The 20793-nt window shown below is 49.2% G+C and carries 21 protein-coding genes and 2 other annotated features; of the genes, 20 read left to right on the top strand and 1 reads right to left on the bottom strand.

The features are described from left to right. The first annotated feature begins 14 nt into the window (after positions 1-14). Both hemL and ACXAD6_RS12340 read left to right on the top strand, forming a co-directional pair. Positions 15-1301 (top strand): glutamate-1-semialdehyde 2,1-aminomutase, encoded by a 1287-nt coding sequence (hemL, locus tag ACXAD6_RS12345; RefSeq protein WP_474969114.1) that lies wholly within the window; start codon positions 15-17, stop codon positions 1299-1301. 173 nt (positions 1302-1474) lie between these two features. Next, on the top strand, positions 1475-2434 hold the full coding sequence (locus tag ACXAD6_RS12340) for a LysM peptidoglycan-binding domain-containing protein (RefSeq protein ID WP_474969113.1): 960 nt from the start codon (positions 1475-1477) through the stop codon (positions 2432-2434). Here ACXAD6_RS12340 and ACXAD6_RS12335 read toward each other — a convergent pair. Beyond that, entirely contained in the window at positions 2431-2619 is a 189-nt protein-coding gene (locus ACXAD6_RS12335) for a hypothetical protein (protein ID WP_027955250.1), read from the bottom strand. The genes ACXAD6_RS12340 and ACXAD6_RS12335 overlap by 4 nt on opposite strands. A gap of 126 nt (positions 2620-2745) precedes the next feature. Then, positions 2746-2967, top strand: a binding site (T-box leader). Between the two features lie 88 nt (positions 2968-3055). On the opposite strand from ACXAD6_RS12335, the gene ACXAD6_RS12330 reads away from it, so the two are divergent. The 18 genes from ACXAD6_RS12330 (at position 3056) to rpmA (ending at position 20697) form a co-directional block, all read left to right on the top strand. Next, complete coding sequence (locus ACXAD6_RS12330; RefSeq protein ID WP_474969112.1) at positions 3056-5698, top strand: valine--tRNA ligase; 2643 nt, start codon at positions 3056-3058, stop codon at positions 5696-5698. A gap of 58 nt (positions 5699-5756) precedes the next feature. Continuing rightward, on the top strand, positions 5757-7037 hold the full coding sequence (locus ACXAD6_RS12325; protein WP_474969111.1) for a bifunctional folylpolyglutamate synthase/dihydrofolate synthase: 1281 nt from the start codon (positions 5757-5759) through the stop codon (positions 7035-7037). Between the two features lie 92 nt (positions 7038-7129). After that, positions 7130-8860: a sensor domain-containing diguanylate cyclase gene (locus ACXAD6_RS12320; protein WP_474969110.1), complete on the top strand. Its 1731-nt coding sequence runs from the start codon at positions 7130-7132 to the stop codon at positions 8858-8860. A gap of 154 nt (positions 8861-9014) precedes the next feature. Next, entirely contained in the window at positions 9015-9770 is a 756-nt protein-coding gene (locus ACXAD6_RS12315) for a prepilin peptidase (RefSeq protein ID WP_474969109.1), read from the top strand. Positions 9771-9907: 137 nt separating this feature from the next. After that, entirely contained in the window at positions 9908-10708 is an 801-nt protein-coding gene (locus ACXAD6_RS12310) for an SPOR domain-containing protein (RefSeq protein WP_474969108.1), read from the top strand. Positions 10709-10872: 164 nt separating this feature from the next. After that, positions 10873-11439, top strand: coding sequence for a Maf family protein (locus tag ACXAD6_RS12305; RefSeq protein ID WP_474970423.1), 567 nt, complete (start codon positions 10873-10875; stop codon positions 11437-11439). 59 nt (positions 11440-11498) lie between these two features. Continuing rightward, positions 11499-12170, top strand: coding sequence for a RadC family protein (gene radC / locus ACXAD6_RS12300; protein ID WP_474970422.1), 672 nt, complete (start codon positions 11499-11501; stop codon positions 12168-12170). Between the two features lie 239 nt (positions 12171-12409). After that, a complete protein-coding gene (locus ACXAD6_RS12295; RefSeq protein ID WP_474969107.1) occupies positions 12410-13450 on the top strand; it encodes a rod shape-determining protein in 1041 nt (346 codons plus the stop codon). Between the two features lie 11 nt (positions 13451-13461). Beyond that, the gene (mreC, locus tag ACXAD6_RS12290; RefSeq protein WP_474969106.1) at positions 13462-14343 is read left to right on the top strand and encodes a rod shape-determining protein MreC; all 882 of its coding nucleotides are present in this window, start codon (positions 13462-13464) and stop codon (positions 14341-14343) included. Continuing rightward, the gene (gene mreD, locus ACXAD6_RS12285; RefSeq protein ID WP_474969105.1) at positions 14340-14867 is read left to right on the top strand and encodes a rod shape-determining protein MreD; all 528 of its coding nucleotides are present in this window, start codon (positions 14340-14342) and stop codon (positions 14865-14867) included. The genes mreC and mreD overlap by 4 nt, the downstream gene beginning before the upstream one ends. Before the next feature lie 35 nt (positions 14868-14902). Then, the gene (gene minC / locus ACXAD6_RS12280) at positions 14903-15589 is read left to right on the top strand and encodes a septum site-determining protein MinC (protein WP_474969104.1); all 687 of its coding nucleotides are present in this window, start codon (positions 14903-14905) and stop codon (positions 15587-15589) included. Then, complete coding sequence (minD, locus tag ACXAD6_RS12275) at positions 15582-16379, top strand: septum site-determining protein MinD (RefSeq protein WP_474969103.1); 798 nt, start codon at positions 15582-15584, stop codon at positions 16377-16379. The genes minC and minD overlap by 8 nt, the downstream gene beginning before the upstream one ends. A 193-nt stretch (positions 16380-16572) precedes the next feature. After that, positions 16573-17343, top strand: a complete 771-nt coding sequence (locus tag ACXAD6_RS12270) for a peptidoglycan DD-metalloendopeptidase family protein (RefSeq protein WP_474969102.1) — start codon at positions 16573-16575, stop codon at positions 17341-17343. After that, positions 17330-18184 (top strand): site-2 protease family protein, encoded by an 855-nt coding sequence (locus ACXAD6_RS12265; RefSeq protein ID WP_474969101.1) that lies wholly within the window; start codon positions 17330-17332, stop codon positions 18182-18184. The genes ACXAD6_RS12270 and ACXAD6_RS12265 overlap by 14 nt, the downstream gene beginning before the upstream one ends. A 13-nt stretch (positions 18185-18197) precedes the next feature. Continuing rightward, a complete protein-coding gene (locus ACXAD6_RS12260; RefSeq protein ID WP_474969100.1) occupies positions 18198-19622 on the top strand; it encodes a ribonuclease E/G in 1425 nt (474 codons plus the stop codon). A 35-nt stretch (positions 19623-19657) separates the two neighbouring features. Continuing rightward, positions 19658-19728 (top strand) — a sequence feature (ribosomal protein L21 leader region). Positions 19729-19741: 13 nt separating this feature from the next. Beyond that, the gene (gene rplU, locus ACXAD6_RS12255; protein WP_474969099.1) at positions 19742-20050 is read left to right on the top strand and encodes a 50S ribosomal protein L21; all 309 of its coding nucleotides are present in this window, start codon (positions 19742-19744) and stop codon (positions 20048-20050) included. Positions 20051-20062: 12 nt separating this feature from the next. Further along, complete coding sequence (locus ACXAD6_RS12250; RefSeq protein ID WP_474969098.1) at positions 20063-20392, top strand: ribosomal-processing cysteine protease Prp; 330 nt, start codon at positions 20063-20065, stop codon at positions 20390-20392. Between the two features lie 14 nt (positions 20393-20406). Beyond that, positions 20407-20697, top strand: a complete 291-nt coding sequence (gene rpmA / locus ACXAD6_RS12245; RefSeq protein WP_027955268.1) for a 50S ribosomal protein L27 — start codon at positions 20407-20409, stop codon at positions 20695-20697. Positions 20698-20793 lie beyond the last annotated feature (96 nt).

Here is a 20793-nt window from a genome sequence, read left to right as displayed (position 1 = left end):
GGAAGGTGCTGACGATGAAAAACTTTGATCGTTCCAAACAAGCGTATCAGGAAGCTGTAGAATTGATGCCCGGGGGAGTCAACTCTCCGGTTCGTGCATTCAAATCCGTAGGCATGGATCCGATTTTCATGGAAAAAGGAGAAGGCTCCAGGCTGTTTGATGTCGACGGCAACGAGTATATCGACTATGTTCTTAGTTACGGCCCGTTGATCCTCGGCCATGCCGATGAAAGGGTGACCGACGCTTTAACAAAAGTGACGGCCCACGGGACAAGCTTCGGAGCGCCGACAGAGATTGAAAACCAACTGGCTGATCTCGTCCGCGAGCGCGTCCCTTCTATTGAAATGCTGCGTATGGTCAACTCCGGGACAGAAGCTACGATGAGTGCCCTGAGAGTGGCACGCGGTTATACCGGCCGGGATAAAATCCTTAAATTTGAAGGGAACTATCATGGTCATGGAGACTCTCTGCTGATTAAGGCTGGATCCGGAGTGGCGACACTCGGCCTTCCAGATTCACCGGGTGTCCCAGCTTCCATAGCCCAAAACACGATTACGGTCCCATACAACGATCTGAAAAGTGTCCAATATGTCTTTGAAGAGTACGGGGATGACCTGGCGGCGGTCATTATTGAGCCGGTATCCGGAAACATGGGTGTGGTCCCTCCGAAGGAAAGCTTCCTCCAGGAGCTTCGCCAGCTGACCGAAGACAATGGGACGGTTCTGATCTTTGATGAAGTTATGACGGGCTTCCGTGTCGGCTACCACAGTGCTCAGGGCCATTTCGGTGTCACTCCGGATATGACCTGTCTCGGTAAGGTGATCGGCGGCGGACTTCCTGTCGGTGCCTATGGTGGGAAGCGCGAAATCATGGAACGTGTCGCGCCGGTTGGTGATATCTACCAGGCAGGGACGTTATCAGGGAACCCGCTAGCCATGACGGCCGGGTATCAGACGATATCTGCGATGACAGAGGAAGCCTATGCTTCCATCAGTGAACGTGTGGATCAGCTGATTGAGGGTTATAAAAAGGCGGCCGAAACCTATGACATTCCGCTTACCGTCAACCGCGCAGGTTCCATGGTCGGTTTCTTCTTTACCAACGAACCTGTCTATAACTTTGAAACGGCTAATCAATCAGACCTGGATATGTTCAAGAGATACTATCAGGGCATGATTCAGGAAGGTGTCTATCTTCCACCTTCCCAATTTGAAGGAATGTTCCTTTCCGTGAAGCACACGGAAGCAGACATTGAACAAACGATTGAGGCAGTCAACAAAGTATTTTCAACACTTAACTGAACGCCCCTTTTAGAAAACAGGCAGCCGTTATCATCGGCTGCCTGTTTTTTTGGGGGAGAATACCGGTGGATAGCAGGATGTTTTACGGCGATTCCTCCCATTCATGTATATAACGATATCTTCCGCATAAGGTGTTAGTAGAGAACAGGAATACCTTAGGGAGGGACTCTGGATTGCCGAATAAACAAAATGTATTTTCCTTTTATCTGGATGAATCGATATGGTTTCAGGAAGGACAGGGTGTAAGAGAGCTGATTGGTATTTCTTTAGAGCCAGATATTACGATTGAAGACCGCGGAGATGAAGTCTGCCTGAAGGGGACCGTTGATCTCGGCGGTGAATATATTCCAACGGGCCCTCAATCCGAAGCGGAGCCTGCGGGAGCTTCGGGAGCAAGGGTGATGGATAGTGTCGAAGCGCAGGATGATGGTGTCTACGTCTTTTCCCACGCTTTTCCAGTAGAGATTCGGGTCCCATTGGAGCGTGTTTCCAATTTGGATGATGTGCTGATTGACATTGAGACGTTTGATTATGAACTGCCGGCTGACCGTCAGCTCCGCCTTCACGCACAAATCACGATTAACGGAGTCGAGGAAGCCCGGAATGAAGCGGCCAATGACGATGCGTTCGATGAGCCTGTCCAGGCGGGACCTGTCAACTTCAAGGAGGAAACGCCGGAAGCCGAGCGGGCGGTTCCCGAAAAAGAAGCCCCTGTATTCCGGATGAACGGACAGGAACAAGAGGAACAGGAACAGAACGATGACGGACGTTGGTTTTACAAGAAATCACAGAGCTTTCCTGAATTTTTTGGAACAGAGCAGGAAGCTGTCCATGACATCCAGGCTTCTCCCGACAGTACGTCAGACTGGGGAGAGGTCAGTGTGGAGGAGTCCTCAGAGTCCAGTGAATCGGAGGCGCCCCCTGGTGGGATGGATGGCATCAAACAAATTTTCAAGCACTTGTTCCCGAACCGTGAGGATACGTATACCCGGATGAAAATGTATATTGCCCAGGGGGAGGAGACTTTGACTTCCATCGCTGAGAAGTATGATGTTCCAGTCAGACAGCTGGAGCGTGTGAACAGCTGTGATGAGGATGTAGCCCCTGGACAGATTGTGTATATTCCTGATTAAATCCATTTGTATTTAAAAGCCAGCCACAGACCGATGACGAGTCCGAGAAGGAAAATATCGAAGGTCGTCGGCCAGAAAATGGTACGTAAAGCCTGGAAAATCACAATCGGAAGCAGCGAGGTTTCAATGACAATCAACCACGTTTTACACCATGGTGGCAGCCGGTAGCGGTACATTCGGCTCATCTGTACACCTCGTTTCTTAAATATAGAAGCCCGCAGGCCCTGTCTGCGGGCTTCTGCATATTTTTTGTCAGACAGTTGACTAAAGACGTATGTTCTATATACAATATGTAATATAGTCTTTATACGTGAAATGCTTAGATAGGGAGTAGTACGTAATCATTTCTTCCAGAGAGGAAAACGAATGGTGGAAGTTTTCCATGAACCCTGATTATGAAAGTCGCCCTTGATGCAGCTTCTTTGAACATGAGTAGGAGAAGCCGGTTCGAAGCCGTTATGATTGTGAGTGTGCAGGAGTCTCTCCTGTGAAATAAGGTGGTACCACGGAAATCAAACCCTTTCGTCCTTTTACTGGATGAAAGGGTTTTTTTATTTTCCCGGCTGGTAAACCCCTTGCAGAGTGTAATGACTGATAACAATTAAAGGAGGAAGATCAGAAATGAGTGAACAGGATCTTTCAATGCCAACCAAATATGATCCGGCCGCTGTCGAAAAGGACCGGTACCACTACTGGGTGGATGGGAAATTTTTTGAAGCCGAAGGAGATACGGACAAAGAACCGTATACCATTGTTATTCCCCCGCCGAACGTTACAGGAAAGCTTCACCTCGGCCACGCATGGGATACGACCCTGCAGGATATTTTATCCCGTGTGAAGCGGATGCAGGGCTATGATGTCCTGTGGCTGCCCGGGATGGACCATGCCGGAATCGCTACACAGGCGAAGGTGGATGCCAAACTTCGTGAACAGGGGGTTTCACGACACGACCTCGGCCGTGAGAAATTCCTTGATAAAGCATGGGAATGGAAGCATGAATATGCGAAGTTCATCCGCGCGCAGTGGGAAAAGCTCGGCCTCGGCCTAGATTATTCCCGCGAACGGTTCACGCTTGATGAAGGTCTTTCCGACGCTGTTAAGGAAGTATTCGTTACTTTATATGAAAAAGGCTTGATTTACCGAGGGGAATACATCATCAACTGGGATCCGGCTACACAGACGGCTTTATCGGACATCGAAGTCGAGTATAAGGATGTCCAAGGAGCGTTTTATCATATGCGCTACCCGCTGAAGGATGAAGAAGGGTCCATCGAAATTGCTACGACCCGTCCGGAGACGATGCTTGGGGATACCGCCATTGCGGTTCACCCGGAAGATGAGCGCTACAAGCATCTGATTGGTAAAAAAGCGGTTCTTCCTATTGTGGGAAGAGAAATTGAAATTGTCGCTGATGACTACGTCGACATGGAATTTGGTTCAGGTGCTGTGAAGATTACGCCGGCTCACGATCCGAATGACTTTGAAATCGGGAACCGCCACGATCTTGAGCGTGTGCTGGTCATGAATGAAGACGGTACGATGAATGAAAATGCCGGGGCGTACAAAGGGATGGACCGTTTTGAATGCCGCAAGCAGATTGTCAAAGATCTTCAGGAGCAGGGCGCCCTGTTTGAAATAGAAGATCATATGCATTCCGTCGGTCACTCCGAAAGAAGCGGGGCTGTAGTCGAGCCTTATCTTTCCACACAATGGTTTGTTGATATGAAGCCGCTGGCGGATGCCTCCGTCGACCTTCAAAACGGAGACGAAGCCGTTCAGTTTGTTCCGGACCGTTTTGAAAAACCATATCTGCATTGGATGGAGAACACCCGTGACTGGTGTATTTCCAGACAATTGTGGTGGGGCCATCGTATTCCGGCCTGGTACCATAAAGAGACCGGCGAAATTCACGTAGGCAAAGAAGCGCCGAAAGACCCTGAAAACTGGAAGCAGGATGATGATGTCCTGGATACGTGGTTCTCTTCCGCCCTCTGGCCGTTTTCAACGATGGGCTGGCCGGATGAAGGAAGCAGTGACTATAAGCGCTATTTCCCGACCAACGTTCTCGTAACCGGCTATGACATCATCGGGTTCTGGGTAAGCCGGATGATCTTCCAGTCTCTTGAATTCACCGGCGAGCGTCCGTTCAAAGATGTTCTTATTCACGGTCTTGTCCGCGATGCAGACGGCCGTAAAATGAGTAAATCCTTAGGAAACGGCGTCGATCCAATGGATGTCATAGAGAAATACGGGGCGGATTCGCTTCGTTACTTCTTGTCCACCGGATCATCTCCAGGTCAGGACCTGCGATTCCACTGGGAAAAGGTGGAGTCTACATGGAACTTCGCAAACAAAATCTGGAATGCCTCCCGTTTTGCTCTGATGAACATGGGCGGGTTGAAATTTGAGGATATCGATCTATCCGGAGAAAAATCCGTTGCGGATCAATGGATTCTCACACGACTCAACCAGACGATCGAGCAGGTAACGACCAACATTGATAAATACGAATTCGGGGAAGCCGGACGTCACTTGTATAACTTCATCTGGGATGATTTCTGTGACTGGTATATTGAAATGGCGAAACTTCCATTGTACGGGGAAGATGAGCAGCGTATTCATACCACCCGTTCGATTCTGGCTTATACGCTGGATCAGACAATGAGAATGCTTCATCCATTCATGCCGTTCATTACAGAGGAAATCTGGCAGCACCTTCCTCATGAAGGGGAATCCATTACCCAGGCATCCTGGCCTGTCGTAAAAGAAGATTTCCATAATGAACAGGCGGTTGCTGAAATGGATCGTCTCGTTTCCATCATCCGTTCCGTTCGTAACATCCGTGCCGAAGTAGACACACCGATGTCCAAGCAGATTCAGCTTCTGATCCAGGCGAAGGATGAGGATGTTGTTCAGGAGCTCGAGAAGAACCGCTCTTATTTAGAGAGATTCTGCAACCCGAGTGAACTGACGATTGCCACCGATCTGCAGGCTCCGGAAAAAGCGATGTCTGCCGTCGTTACGGGTGCGGAACTTTACCTGCCGCTCGCAGGCCTCATCAATATCGAGGATGAGATCAAGCGTCTTGAAAACGAGTGGAAGAAATGGGATCAGGAAGTGACCCGCGTGCAGAAGAAACTTTCCAATGAAGGTTTCGTAAGTAAAGCCCCTGAGCACGTGGTTGAGGAAGAGCGGAAGAAAGAAACCGACTATCTTGATAAACGTACGAAAGTCGAAGCGCGTATTAAAGAACTGAAAGCCTAAGAGGAGAAGGAGGGTATTCTACGGAATACTCTCCTCTTTTTAAAGAGAGGGAAGACTTATGAATTACGAAGAAGCGGTGCAATGGATACACGCCAGGGAAAAATTCAAAATCAAACCGGGCTTGAAACGGATGGAATGGATGATGAAGCGTCTGGATCATCCAGAACAGAAGATATCCGCCGTTCATATAGCAGGCACGAACGGCAAGGGATCGACAGTTTCTTTCTTAAGGCATATTCTGCAGGGACAGGGTTTAGCGGTGGGGACTTTTACCTCTCCGTATATTGAAACGTTCAATGAGCGGATCAGTGTGGATGGCCGTCCGATTGCGGACCGTGAGCTCGCAGAGGTTGTCGAGCAGATTCGTCCATTGTCGGAGCAGCTGAAGCAGACCCCGCTCGGAGAACCGACGGAATTTGAAGTGATTACGGCTGCAGCTCTTCTGCATTTTTCACGGATGGACCTGGACTTTGTCCTGATGGAAACAGGGCTTGGCGGGACGTATGACTCTACGAATATCATTCATCCTGTCTTGAGTGTTATTACGAACGTCGGTCATGATCATATGAACATCCTCGGCTCTACGATCCGTGAGATTGCCGGCGAAAAAGCCGGGATCATCAAGCAGGGAGTCCCGCTCGTCACTGGTGCTTCCCAGCAGGATGCGGTTGATGTCATTGCCGCAAAAGCGGAAGAGTGCGGAGCCCGTATGTACAGATACGGGGAGGACTTTCACGCAGATCATCTGGCAAGTGGTGATGGCAGGGAAACTTTCCGTTTTATGAGTCCACCTTTCACCTCTCCTGTTTGGAAAAGCTCTCTGCTCGGGCCCCATCAGGTGACCAATGCTTCGCTTGCGATCCAGGCAGCGGAGGTGTTAAGAGAGCGGGGCGTGCCTTTGGAAGCGGAACAGTATGGAATAGCCATTGAGAAAACGTTCTGGCCGGCAAGATTTGAAACGCTCCGTTGCTGTCCGTTGACGATCGTGGACGGGGCGCATAATGAAGAAGGCACCGATGCTCTTGTGGAAACAGTGATGCGCCACTATTCAGACCGTCGCATTCTGTTGGTTTATGCAGCTTTGGAAGATAAACCGGTGGAGAAAATGTTAGGGAAGCTGAAGGAAGTGACAGATCACCTTTATGTCACCACCTTTGATTTTCCAAGAGCATTATCTTCAGAGGCTTTGCAGGAATTTTCTCCTGTGGCCCATACCGAAGCTTTTGCGGATTATAAGCAGGCAGTCCGGGAAGCAATGGCAGAAGCGGGGGAGGAGGACGTTATTGTCATCTCCGGTTCGCTTTATTTCATCTCTATCGTACGGGCATTTCTTAAGTAATGCTTGTAAAAGTGGGAATTTATAGAAAATTTTTCTATATTATATGGTAAAATATACTATAATGAACGGCGTTTACAGGCAGAGGTGATACGATGTCCAAAGAAAAAATTATTGGTGTCTGGCTGGTCTGGGCGGTCATCTGGCCCCTGGGCCTTGTACTGATCTACAACTTGGAAACGCCGGCGGTCTCCGGAAGCCGGATCAACCTGGTGATATTTGCGCTGCTTACGGTCATTGTGGCTTTGTTTCCATTGCGGATCGGAGACCACCCGGTGTTTTTTACACAGGGAGTAGCTTTCGCCGTATTTCTCCATTACGGGCTGTTTGCAGAAATCGTCATTTCTCAAATTGCTTTAGGGGCGCTGCTCATCAAAGTGAGGCTGAGCAGGCATACGATGTACAGAATTCCCATCAACCAGCTTATGTTTCTGATGATCTCTGTTTTTTCCGCACTCCTTTATGAAGGGCTCGGCGGCGGACATGGTCCTGAGGCTGTGGATGAATTTCATGACCTTTTTCCTATCGTTTCCTATGCCGTCTCCCAGATTGTGTTGAACCAGCTTTTTCTATCGGCCATCTCCAAATGGCTGTATAAACGGCCGTTCAAATGGCTGGATCAAGGGTTGTTATGGGATGTAATGACAGCGGGGCTTGTGCTGCCGATCGGTTTTGTCCTCTTCGTTGTTTTCCTCCCATTTGGAATCAGTGGGATTTTCTTTGTTGGTATTCCTTTTGTGTTCATATCAGGCATGCTGATGATGTATCATAACAGCAGTCAGGTGAATGAGTATTTGAAACGGGCGAGCCGGATCGGCCATGAATTGACAGGCGAGCTAAGCGTGACAGAGGTGCTGAACATATTTGTCGATCACATGTCGGACCTTCTTCCGCTGGATCATTTGTATGTGTTTGATGTGAAGGAAAGGGGCCGTTTGAAACTGATCCGTTTTTTCGACCGGTCGGGCACGTTGAAATTTCCTCCGGTTACCTTGCAAAAAGGGGAGAGTGTGAGTGGGCATACGCTCCAGGCTGGAAAAGGGGCCTACTACAAAAAGCGGACTGAATGGAGAACGCTGGAAAGTCCTTATATACCCGACGCTTCGGAAAGTGTCTTATCCGTTCCGGTCGTCCGGAATAACGAGACGGTTGGTGTGATTACGGTATATTCAAACCAAAAACGGGCGTTTTTGCAGTTTCAGCTTCTCATATTGTCCATTTTGGCCAACTATCTCGGTGTAGCCATTGAGAATGCACGTCACTATGAGAAAACGAAAGCGGAAAGTGAGCGCTGTGCGCTGACAGGCGTTTACAATTACCGCTACTTCGATGATTTTATGAAGCAGTCGTTCCTAAAGCATGAGGAAGATGGACGGGAACCGGTTTCGCTGATCCTCCTGGATATTGATCACTTCAAAAAGGTGAACGACACGTATGGGCACGAAAGCGGAAATGAAATTTTGATTGAACTCGCCGGTCGTCTAAAGGAAGCAGCCGGGGAGGGCATGACACTGGCGCGTTACGGAGGAGAAGAGTTTGTTTTTCTTCTGCCTGGATTCGACGAAAAAGCGGCTCTTGCTTTCGCCCTTCACATCCAAGAGGTCATAACGGAGGCTCCGTTTACCGTAGTTGAACATATTTTGAAACAAGAGGGGCCTGTTTCCGTACAAGTCACCGCAAGTATCGGTGCGGCCTCCTATCCTGACCCGTGTGAGGAACCCCTCGACTTGATTCGTCAGGCGGACAGGGCGATGTACGTCGGAGCGAAACAGAGAGGGAGAAACAAAGTTGCGGGATATAAAGATTTGATGCAGCCAGTCCAATAAAAATTTATTGGACTGGCTTTTTATTTTCTTGAGACAAACCGGGGGATGTGGGCTATAATTTTTATGATCCTCTGCTTTTGAACCCACCGCCTGATCAAACTCCCTTCTCTCCTTTTTTAACAGCTTTTCATTTCTTCAAAAAGGAGATCCGCGTATGTATATCCTTTTCTCTTTCTACTTTTTCCTCGCTGGAACCATCTTAGGCTCTTTCTTTCATGTGGTTGGGGTGCGGCTGCCTCAAAACACTCCGTTTATCCTATCAAGATCTGCCTGCCCGGTTTGTTCGACGACGCTGCATGCCAGAGACTTAATTCCTCTCGCTTCCTACACGCTCGCCAAAGGGAAGTGCCGCCATTGTCAAACACGCATTTCTCTGGTTTACCCGGCCGTAGAGCTGATCACGGGCGTCCTGTTTCTGTCTGCCTATGGTCAATTCGGGTGGTCGGTAGACGTATTGGAGGCTCTCCTCCTGCTTTCATTGGCGGTCATCGTGACCGTCAGCGACGTGAAGTGTATGATCATTCCCAACCGGCTTCTAATGTTTTTTGCCTTTGCGTTTGTCGTTCTGCGGTTGTTTTTTCCTCTGAGTCCGTGGTATGCCTCGCTGCTTGGCGCCTGTACCGGCTTTACAATTGTACTTATAATCATTGTTCTGAGCCGCGGAGGGATGGGGGGAGGTGATATGAAACTGCTGGCCGTGCTCGGTTTGTTTTTCGGGGGCCCGTTGACCCTCTTGACGTTCTTCCTGGCTGTGACAGCAGGAACTTTGATCAGTACATTTCTGCTGGCTGCCAAGGTGATCAGCCGCGGTCAGCCTTTCCCTTTCGGCCCGTTTATCATGGCCGGGGCCGTCATCAGTTATTATTATGGTGACGCTGTACTGGCATTTTACGTGCAAAGCTTTCAATAACAACGAACTGCAGGGGTAAAGGAGAGAAGAGGAGCTTATGAATGAGCTGAAATTGTCGAAGCGGCCCCGACAAAATTAAGCATGGTTTTTATTTCTTCTGTGATAGGGTTGGGACAAACGTTGCAGGAGTGATAACCATGGATTCAAAAAAGAAAATTTCAATTTCATTCCGGCCTGAGAACGGTTCAAAAAACGAAGTGGTCCGTACTCAAAATGAACAGGCGGCGGCTGTGGATCAAGATAAGAAAAAAGATAAGCGGGCCACTCCTGTTTATCCACTTCCTGTGAAAAAGAAGTGGCGGATCCCTGGATCCTACCGGCCGGTCCTTGCTACGGCAGTGATTGCCCTCCTGCTCAGTCTGGGGATTGGTTTCGTGCTGCTGCGGATGTTTGTTTCCTTGACGGATGTCACCACGGCAGGGACAGAAACTCTTCATTCTCCTGAAGCACCGGCCGGAGAGGTACAGGGGGCAGAAGGCGGGTCTGAAAACCAACTGCCGGCCAGTGCGGCAGCCACGCTGGATACATACATTGTCCAGGCCGGTGCTTTTTCTACAGAGGGAAAAGCCGGCGAGTGGCAGAGCCGTTTGAACGCCCAGTCCATCTCGTCAGTCATTTGGAAGCGGGATGGGCAGTATTTTCTGTTTGTCGGAAGTGCTTCTTCCAAGCAGGAGGCTGCTTACATGGCAGAAGAGATGAAGTCTAAAAGTATCGAAACCTATGTGAAACCGTGGGTCGTGACCATTGAAAAAGAGCTTCCTCCGGCGCTGCAGGAAGGAATGAAAACCCACACCCTCGGTTCAATCGATGAGTCCCAACGGAAGGAAATCGCCAAAGCGGCCGGCGAAGAATCCGCCCTTGGCCAGGCCCTTATAAACTGGGAGTCACAGGATGAGAACAACCTGAACTGGCTGAAAGTCGCAAAATCCCTGGAATAAGCGGTTCATTGTAAAAGAAGAGTGGAAAAAGGAAGTTTGCTCACGCAGCCCTTCCTTTTTTCATATCCGGGAATTCGAAAAGGCGGATGTTTCGGTCATCTGCATTTCCGGTTATTTTTAGTATGATACATGTAACCCCATGGATAGAAAGGATGTTTGTTGTGATGAAGACGCTTGTGCTCGGCTCTCAATCCCCCCGTCGGAAAGCCTTGCTGGAAATGGCGGGGGCTTCCCCGCTTATCCGCCCCTCCTATACTGATGAAACGCTGGAGCATGTCATGTCTGCCGAGGAAGCAGCCGCTTTTCTGGCGGAACAAAAAAGCGCGGCTGTCCAATTGAATGAGGAAGAGGTGCTGCTGACTTCAGATACCGTCGTATCCATAGACGGAGACCTTTTAGGTAAGCCTGCTGATACCAGTGAAGCCCGTCGTATGCTGGAAAGGATGAGTGGACGGACGCATCAAGTGTACACAGCTGTATGCCTGCGGACCCTGAAGGAGAAACGGACCTTTACAACGGGGACGGATGTAAGTTTTTATACGTTGACGGACGAGGAGATTGATCACTACCTGAACACGGAAGAGCCCTGGGATAAAGCGGGCGGGTATGGGATTCAGGGAAAGGGCGGCCTGTTCGTCGAGGAAATCAAAGGGGATTATTACAACGTTGTCGGCCTCCCCATCGCCCGTGTCATCCGGGAGTTGAGAGCGTTTGGCATCTTCATCCATTAACAGCTTATTCCCTGGGGAGGATTGAGAAAGGGTGTGAATTTTTGACAACGCCAAACGTAATGATTAAAGATGTTCCAAAGCAGGACCGCCCGCGTGAGAGGTTGATTGAACTGGGACCGTCCCACTTGTCCAACCAGGAGCTCCTCGCCATCCTTCTGGGGAGCGGAACGAAACAAGAGTCCGTGATGGAGCTTTCCAATCGTCTCCTCGTTCATTTTGAAGGGATGACCCTGCTAAAGGATGCGGCCATTGAGGAGCTTACGGCCATCAAGGGCATTGGAGCCGCCAAAGCAGTGCAGCTTCTGGCGGCGGTTGAACTTGGGAAACGGATGCACAAAATGAAGCCGGCGGAACGCTATATGATCCGGAGTCCTGAAGACGGAGCGGATTTTATAATGGAGGAAATGCGTGATTTAAAGCAGGAGCATTTCATCTGCTTGTTCTTAAATACAAAGAACCAGGTGCTTCACAGGCAGACCATCTTCATTGGGAGTCTAAATGCATCCATCGTCCACCCTAGAGAAGTATACAAAGAAGCGGTGAAACGTTCCGCAGCCTCGATTATCTGTGCCCACAACCATCCCTCCGGAGACCCTACACCGTCCCAGGAAGATATCCAGGTCACCCAGCGACTGAAAGAATGCGGGAAAATGATCGGCATCGAACTGCTTGACCACATTGTTATTGGTGACCGTACATTCATCAGCCTGAAAGAAAAAGGCTATCTATGAATGGTCGCGCTTTCTTTTCGTGGTCTTACCAAAGGCTTTCGTATGTTTCTGGAAAAAGTTTAATAGGGATTGTTGTACCACTATCTATTTTTGTAGTTTTTTCGTATAATTGAATAGATGAAAAAGATGAGCGCCATTTATAGGATCTTCTTATAAATCGGCGCTTCTTCTAATCAGACAATTTTGGGGATCTCTCACCCCCGCCTGAGGAAAGCGGGCTCTTAGAAAGGAAGATAGTATTGGGGATTTTTGGATTCTCTCAAGACCTCGGGATTGACCTGGGTACAGCGAATACACTTGTATTTTTGAAAAATAAAGGGGTTATCGTCAGGGAGCCTTCTGTCGTAGCCAAAAACTCTCAAACTGGAGAGATTGAAGCTGTAGGAAATGATGCGCGGAATATGATTGGAAGGACACCCGGATACATAAACGTGATCCGCCCGATGAAGGACGGGGTCATTGCTGATTATGATACGACGGCGCAGATGATGAAGTATTACATTAAAAAGGCGTTGAAAAACCGTTCTTCGTTCGCAAGCAAACCGAACGTTATGGTCTGTGTACCGTCCGGGATTACCATGGTGGAGGAAAGAGCTGTTGTAGATGCAACGAAACAGGCCGGTGCCAAGGAAGCCTATCCGATTGCGGAGCCGTTTGCTGCGGCTATCGGGGCAGGCCTGCCGGTTTGGGAGCCGACAGGAAGCATGGTTGTCGACATCGGCGGCGGAACGACGGAAGTAGCCATCATTTCCCTAGGCGGGATTGTGACGAGCCAGTCCATCCGTGTAGCCGGGGACGAAATGGATGACAACATCATCCAGCATGTGCGTAAAAAATATAACTTGATGATCGGTGAGCGTACAGCCGAAGACGTAAAAATGGAGCTTGGCGGCGCCGGTGAAGTCAAGGATATCGAGGAAATGGATATCCGCGGCCGCGACCTTTTGAGCGGTCTTCCAAAAACGATTACGATTAAGAACGATGAAATTTATGAAGCCATGAAAGATACGGTCGATTCGATTATAGAAACGGTGAAAAACACATTGGAGAAAACCCCGCCTGAACTTGCTGCGGACATTATGGAACGCGGCATTGTCCTGACAGGAGGCGGCGCTCTGCTTAAAAACATCGATACAGTCATCAGCGACGAAACCAATATGCCGGTCTTTATAGCGGACGAACCGCTTGACTGCGTAGCCATCGGAACAGGGAAATCCCTGGAATACATCCATCACTTCCGCTCACAGCCCAATGTGGCCAGCCGGGCGAACATGGAGTAAACGAATAGGTTATGCCTTCTTTATTCCGCAGAAAAAGACTGATGATTGTATTGCTTGGTTTCATAGTACTTGTCACGTTAATTGGATTTTCCATCCGTGATCGGGATTCTCTCAGCACACCTGAAAAATTCCTTCAGGATTCGGTCGGATGGATGCAGACGATTTTTCATAAGCCGGTCAGCTTCGTAGATACGACGGTTGAGAACGTACAGGACATGTTCAACGTATACGAGCAGAACCAGGTGCTGAAAACACGCCTGTCTGAATATAAAGGTGTAATTCAGGAGAATCAGCGTCTTACCAAAGAAGTGGACGAACTTCAGGATACCCTCGGGAAGTCTGAGGGGCTCAGCGATTATTCCTCGATTCAGGCGACAGTCATCGCCCGAAGCTCGGATCGATGGTTTGAGCAGATGACCATCAACAAAGGCGGGGAAGATGGTGTGGAAAAGGACATGGCGGTCATGACGAGTGACGGTCTCGTCGGAAAAGTTAAATCGGCGGGAGCCTTCCATTCCACAGTACTGCTGCTGAGCGGATTTGACCGCTCCAATAAGATTTCCTCCTGGGTGGTCCGGGAAGATAAGGAAGAAGCCTTCGGGTTGATCGAAGGTTATGATGATGAATCGGGTCGTCTTCTCCTTGAAGGCATCAAGCTTGATGAGGAGCTGGAAGCCGGGGACACGGTTATATCCTCAGGGCTTGGAGGTGTCTTTCCAAGTAACCTGAGAATTGGTACGGTCGAGGAAGTGGTGAATGATCAGTATGGTCTGACAAAAACCGCGTACGTGGAACCGTTTGCTGATTTATTCGACATCAACCACGTGATGGTGGTGGATCGTTCAGTGGAAACGATCGATACAAGCAGTGAAGCGGAGGGGGATGAATCATGAGCCGGTATGTCATCCCGCTTTTCTGCCTTTTCCTTCTTGTGATGCAGGGGATGGCAATGAGCCTGCTTCCTGCGAAGCTTGTCTATTCGGATCTCCTGATCACCCCTCACTGGATATTGATCTTTTTGTTTATCATCGCGATTTTTTACGATAAGGATCATACGTACCACGCGGTCTGGTACGGTCTTCTCTTCGGCTTGTTGATTGATGTCGTATACACAGGGGTGCTCGGGGTGTACATGATCACCTACACCCTGATTATTTATGTGGTTCACGGGTTGAAAAAATTGGTTCATGCCAATTTCCCGGCCGCTTTTTTACTTGCAGTCATCGGCCTCATACTGGCGGATGTCCTTCTTTATATCGTGTATTCGTTCGTTCAGATTACGTCAATCAGCTGGGTGGACTATGGTCTGCTTCGTCTGCTGCCTACACTGGCGGCGAATATGATCTTTTTCACCCTGCTTTATCCGCTCGTGAAGGAGAGGGCATATGATTGGTCGGAAGAAATCAGTAACGTTTAGTGTAGTGAATGTCTAAGGTCTTGAGGTGATTGCCAATGTCGGCGAATGGTCAGAGAATCATGATTAAAGGAACGAGAGATGGATTGATCTTGAAATTGGATGACCAGTGTTCATTCGATCGGCTCCTCCGGGATCTGCAGGATAAGCTGTCCATGAATGGAGTCACGGAAGATGAGCCGATGATCCGGGTCATTATTCAAGTCGGAAACCGCTACTTGACAGAAGAGCAGAAAGAAGAACTGTCTGCCGTTGTCCGTGAAAAACAGAAGCTCGTTGTAGATAAAATCGAATCGGACGTTTTGACAAAAAAGGAAGCGTTGGATTGGAAAGAAAACACTGAAATTACCCCCGTAGCCAGAACCGTCCGTTCAGGACAGGTCGTGGACGTGAAGGGTGATCTGCTTCTTGTCGGAGATGTCAATCCGGGCGGCCAGGTGAATGCCACGGGAAACATCTTCGTCATGGGGCGTCTGAAAGGGATTGCCCACGCCGGTTGTGAAGGGGATACGGCTGCTGTGATTGCGGCTGCTTATATGCAGCCCAGTCAGCTGAGAATTGCCGATCAGCTCAGCCGATCCCCGGACTATGAGTCTGAGGGCGTGTATATGGAATGCGGGTTTATTGATAAGGACTTTCAGAAGATTCGTATTGATCGGTTACAGGAAGTTGTAAAGAAGAGACCGAATCTCGTAAGTTTTGAAAGGAGAATGATCAATGGGTGAAGCGATTGTCATTACCTCTGGAAAGGGAGGCGTCGGAAAAACGACTACAACTGCCAATCTGGGGACCGCTTTGGCCTTGCAGGACAAAAAAGTCTGCTTAGTTGATACTGATATCGGTCTCAGGAATTTAGATGTTGTGATGGGGCTCGAGAACCGGATTATCTATGACATTGTGGATGTCGTAAAAGGGCGCTGTAAAACGAAACAGGCACTGATTACAGATAAACGCTTCGAATGCCTTCACGTGCTGCCGGCAGCACAGACCTCTGATAAATCGGAGGTCACGCCGGAAGGCATTAAAGCCATCGTAGAGGAACTGAAGCAGGACTATGATTATGTGGTGATTGACTGCCCCGCTGGTATTGAACAAGGCTATAAAAATGCCGTAGCCGGAGCAGATAAAGCCATCGTCGTTACAACGCCGGAAAAATCAAGTGTTCGTGACGCTGATCGGATTATCGGACTGCTTGAGCAGGAAGATTTGGAAGCGCCGAAACTGGTCATCAACCGGATTCGGAACCATATGATGAAAAATGGGGATATGATGGATGTGGATGAAATCGCCAACGTGTTGTCCATTGATCTTCTCGGTATCGTCATTGATGATGAAGCCGTCATCAAGGCATCCAACAGTGGAGAGCCTGTTGCGATGAAGCCGAACTCTAAAGCGTCGTTAGCCTATCGAAATATTGCCCGCCGGATTCTGGGTGAAACTGTACCCCTGTTGAGTCTGGAAGAGGATAAAGGCGTGCTTGCTAAAGTGAAACGGTTCTTTGGAATGCGCTCCTAAATACGAACCGGCGTCATCAAACGGCGCCTGGAAGCTGTCGAGAATACTCTCGACAGCTTTTTTATATGCAGGCATGTCCCACCGAGAAGGAAGCTGGAACGACACCGGCTCTTCTGAAGCGAGAAAGGATTAATAAACCAACCCCTTGTCCCATAGAATAATAGAAAAAAGGGCCATAGAGAGGGGTTTGAGTGTGAATAAGAACATAAGAGATGTACGGAGGAATATAGCTGGCCGGAAGAAAAAGAGGCTGGACCGGCAGGCACCGCGGACAGGTCCGGTTTATCAGCCTCCCCAGGATGAGGAGGTCCATGGGTTTCCGCCGTTGATAACCAATGATGTTGATGGGGGCCCTCCAAGGGAACCAGCAGAAAACAGCCGGAGCAGCCGGATCGGCCTGCAGGTGTTCTTTTCTGTACTGTTATTTGCCGTCATGGCCGCTGGTACACATTCCAGTGCCGCCCTTTTGAAAGCACCAGCGGACTGGGCGGCTGGACAGATGACGGATGAGTTTCCATTTGCTAAAGTTACGGCCTGGTACAATGACCGGTTTGGGGATCCTCTGCAAGTTATGAAACCGAAAGAAGAGCAGGTGGAAGAGCCCCTTGCCATGCCTGTGAACGGAACAGTGACCACCCCTTTCCAAAACGATGGGAAGGGCATCATTTTGACGACAGCCAGTGATTCCAAAGTGCGCGCTGTCAGAGAAGGAACGGTCGTGTTTGCCGGAAATGACCCCGACTCAGGAAAGACGGTTGTCCTGCAGCACCAGGATGGCACGGAAACGACCTACGGCTATTTGTCCGAGATCGATGTGTATTTGTATGAAAATGTTCAGTCTCAGGGTGGACTCGGTTCTGTGAAAGCAGAAGAGGGAGAAACGGCTGAATTTTTCTTTGCCATAGAAAAAGACAACACGTACCTGGATCCGGTGCAGGTGATTAAAGTAAATGAAGGATCTTAGGGTGGCCGGCTGGCTTCATATCCACCCTCTTTTCTTTCTGCTGGCTTTCTCAGCTATTCTTACAGGAGCCATTCTTGATTTTATTCTTTTATTCTCCATCGTCTTCATTCATGAAATGGGTCATTTTTGGACGGCCCGTCATTTCAACTGGCGGGTGGAAAAGCTTGAAATCTGGTTGTTCGGCGGAGCGGTTGTCAGTGAGGAGCACCACACCCGCCCGTTTAAGGAGCAGGCAGCCGTCGTCCTTGCAGGGCCCCTTCAGCATCTTTGGATCTATCTTCTTCTTTACGGCATTGCAATGGGGGCGGGACCGCACCCTTTCATAACGACGGCCTTGTTTTACAACACCTTGATCCTGTGTTTTAACCTGTTGCCCGTATGGCCGCTGGATGGCGGCAAACTCATCTTCTATTTCTTCTGCCGGATGTACTCCTTCCAAAAGAGCTTGAAAAGGACGCTTGTTTTTTCTGCGCTCATTTTGACAGCGGCGGCCGGGTGGTTGTTCCTTGAACAGCGGTGGACGCTTGCAGCCGTCCTTCTCACTGCCTTTCTCATTACAGAACACGTTCTGGAATGGAGGAAGCGAGCGTTCAGCCATATGCGCTACCTGCTCTTCTGCGCCTATCAAGACAGGGAAGGGATGAAGACGGAATACCAGCACGTGTCTCCGGATATGCGGATCATGGATGCTGTGAAACACGTCCGTCCCAACCGAAGGGTGAAGTATATATTGAAACAGGCGCCCCACTTTTATATAGTAGATGAACAGGAATGTCTGCGCGCTTATTTCGAAAATAAGCAGCCGTACTTAAAGTTTAAGGACATCCGCCAATTTGCTTAAAAAGAGGGATGGCATGCGAACGTTGATCATACAGACGAAAACGACAGATCGAACCGGGCTGCTTGTAGAGGGTGGAAAGGTTCAGGAATATAAAATGGACAGGCCCGGAGCGCGTACGCTCACGGGCTCTATTTACTGCGGTGTGATCGCCCAGATCGATCAAGGCCTGCAGGCGGCCTTTGTGGATATCGGTTTAGAGAAAAAAGCATTTCTCCGGGGGAATTCGATTCCATGGGGAGAAGGGAAAATCGAAAGCAGGGTGAAGGTCGGAGAGCGTCTGTACGTCCAGGTCGAGAAGGACCCTGCCGGTGATAAAGGAGCGAAAGTAACCGCGGATGTGACTCTTGCAGGAACCCATATGGTCTACAGACCTTATGGCGGAACAACGGCGCTCTCCAAAAAGCTGTCCCCATCTGAACAGTCGGACCTCCAGGCTTTATTTCACCCTATTCTTGAAGAACCGGAAGGCATGATTGTTCGAACTGGAGCCAAAGATGCATCCAGAGAATCCTTAATGGAAGAATGGCAGCGTTTAAAAGAGGAGTGGAAGCGTACAGTGGATGGCGCGGCGGAGAAACCGGGGTGCATCTGGCAGGAGGATTTTCTGCCGGACCAGTGGTTGAGGAGGTTCCCGGTTTCCTCCATTGATCAGGTCCTCATCGACGACATCGAGACAGCGAACCGTGTAAAGAAGCGTCTGCCGGCCCTGGCCGGCAGTGTTCAATGGGTCAAAGACTTGGAAAAGCATCTGCCTGTACCGATCCACACGCTCCAAAAGGCTCTCCTTCAGCCGGAAGTTCAAACGAAAGAGGGGATAACCCTCGTTATCGAACAAACCGAGGCTATGGTGGTGATCGACGTCAACAGCAGCCAGTTCAAAGGCCGGTCTTTTTCCAATGCCCAGGCTCTGGATGTGAATCTGAAAGCCGTTGAGGAAATTCAAAGGCAGATCCGTTTGAGGAATCTTTCCGGAATCATTATGATTGATTTCATTTCCATGAACCATCCGGATCATAACAAAAAGCTGGAGCGCATATGGCGGCAGCAGATGAGAAAGGATCCTGTCTCCACCGTCGTCCACGGACTTACAAAACTCGGACTTATGGAGATGACGAGGAAAAAGGAAGAAGCGCCGTCGTTCTCCCTTCTTGCGGCCCGGAAAGAAAATACGTTTACCTATGAGACGATGGTTTTTCAGCTGGAGCGCGCATTGATGGAGCTTGGCGATACAGAAGCTGTCCTTTTGGCTGTTCATCCTGCATGTCTGAAAATAAAAAAACGCTTGTTTTCTGAGGCTGTATCTAGTAAAATTCCACAGGAGCTGTTTGTCAGAGTGGACGACCAAATCCACGGCTGGCAGATAGAGCTTGAAGGGTCTTCCGACATGGTTAAAGAAGTGGCGGAAAGCCGTGATGCACGTGTTGACAACTTGTTTTGATCTGTGGTAACATTATTTTGTTATTCTAGTAGCACCCGCTGCTACAACCGCGCAGAACAGGTTTTAAACCGGAAACGGTACCTGAATGGCGAGTCTGAGTATATTGAGGAGGTGCAGGTATGTACGCAATTATTGAAACTGGTGGTAAGCAGGTAAAAGTTGAACAGGGTCAGGAAATCTACGTTGAGAAAATGGACGTGGAAGCTGGCGAAACGGTCACTTTTGACAAAGTTCTATTCGTAGGTGGAGACGATACAAAAGTTGGTGCTCCATTCGTAGACGGTGCTTCTGTAACAGCTAAAGTTGAAAAACAAGGCCTACAGAAGAAGTTGACTGTCTTCAAATACAAGCCTAAGAAGAACTACAAGCGCAAGCAGGGTCACCGTCAGCCGTACACGAAACTTATCGTTGATGAAATCAACGCGTAAGGATCGTTCCGGATGATTAAAGTATCCATGTTTCGCTCACAAGGGGATATTACAGGTTTTGAAATATCCGGTCATGCAGAAAGCGGACCCTACGGCCATGACTTAGTCTGTGCTGCTGTGTCAGCTGTCTCATTCGGAGCCGTCAATGCTATTGTAAGCCTTTGTGAATTCGAACCTCATGTTGTACAGGGAGGCGAGGGTGGTTATTTGAAAATCACACTCCCCGACAATCTGCAGGAGCCGGTAAAAACGAAAGCCCAGACGCTTTTGGAAGGCATGCAGGTTTCCTTACAAACGATTGAACAAGATTACGATCAATATATTCATATATCCCAACGATAAGGAGGTGAAGACTCATGCTACGTCTTGATTTGCAGTTTTTCGCCCAGAAGAAGGGTGTAGGTAGTACAAAGAACGGTCGTGACTCTGAGTCCAAGCGTCTTGGAGCTAAACGCGCAGACGGACAGCACGCATCCGCTGGTTCTATCCTTTACCGCCAGCGCGGTACGAAAATCTATCCAGGAGCCAACGTTGGCCGTGGTGGAGATGACACATTGTTTGCGAAAGTAGACGGTGTTGTTAAGTTCGAACGTTACGGACGCAACCGTAAAAAAGTCAGCGTTTATCCTGTAGCACAGGAAGCGTAAACGAATAATTTCGTGCAGCAAAAGCCGCGCTTATTGCAGAAAGCAAAGCGCGGCTTTTTTATATCTGCTTTTCCAGGCTCCGCAACCGTCAGGAAA

It is taken from the genome of Halobacillus sp. ABH2_015 (assembly GCF_056158945.1).
This window is presented reverse-complemented; position numbering and strand designations above follow the sequence as displayed.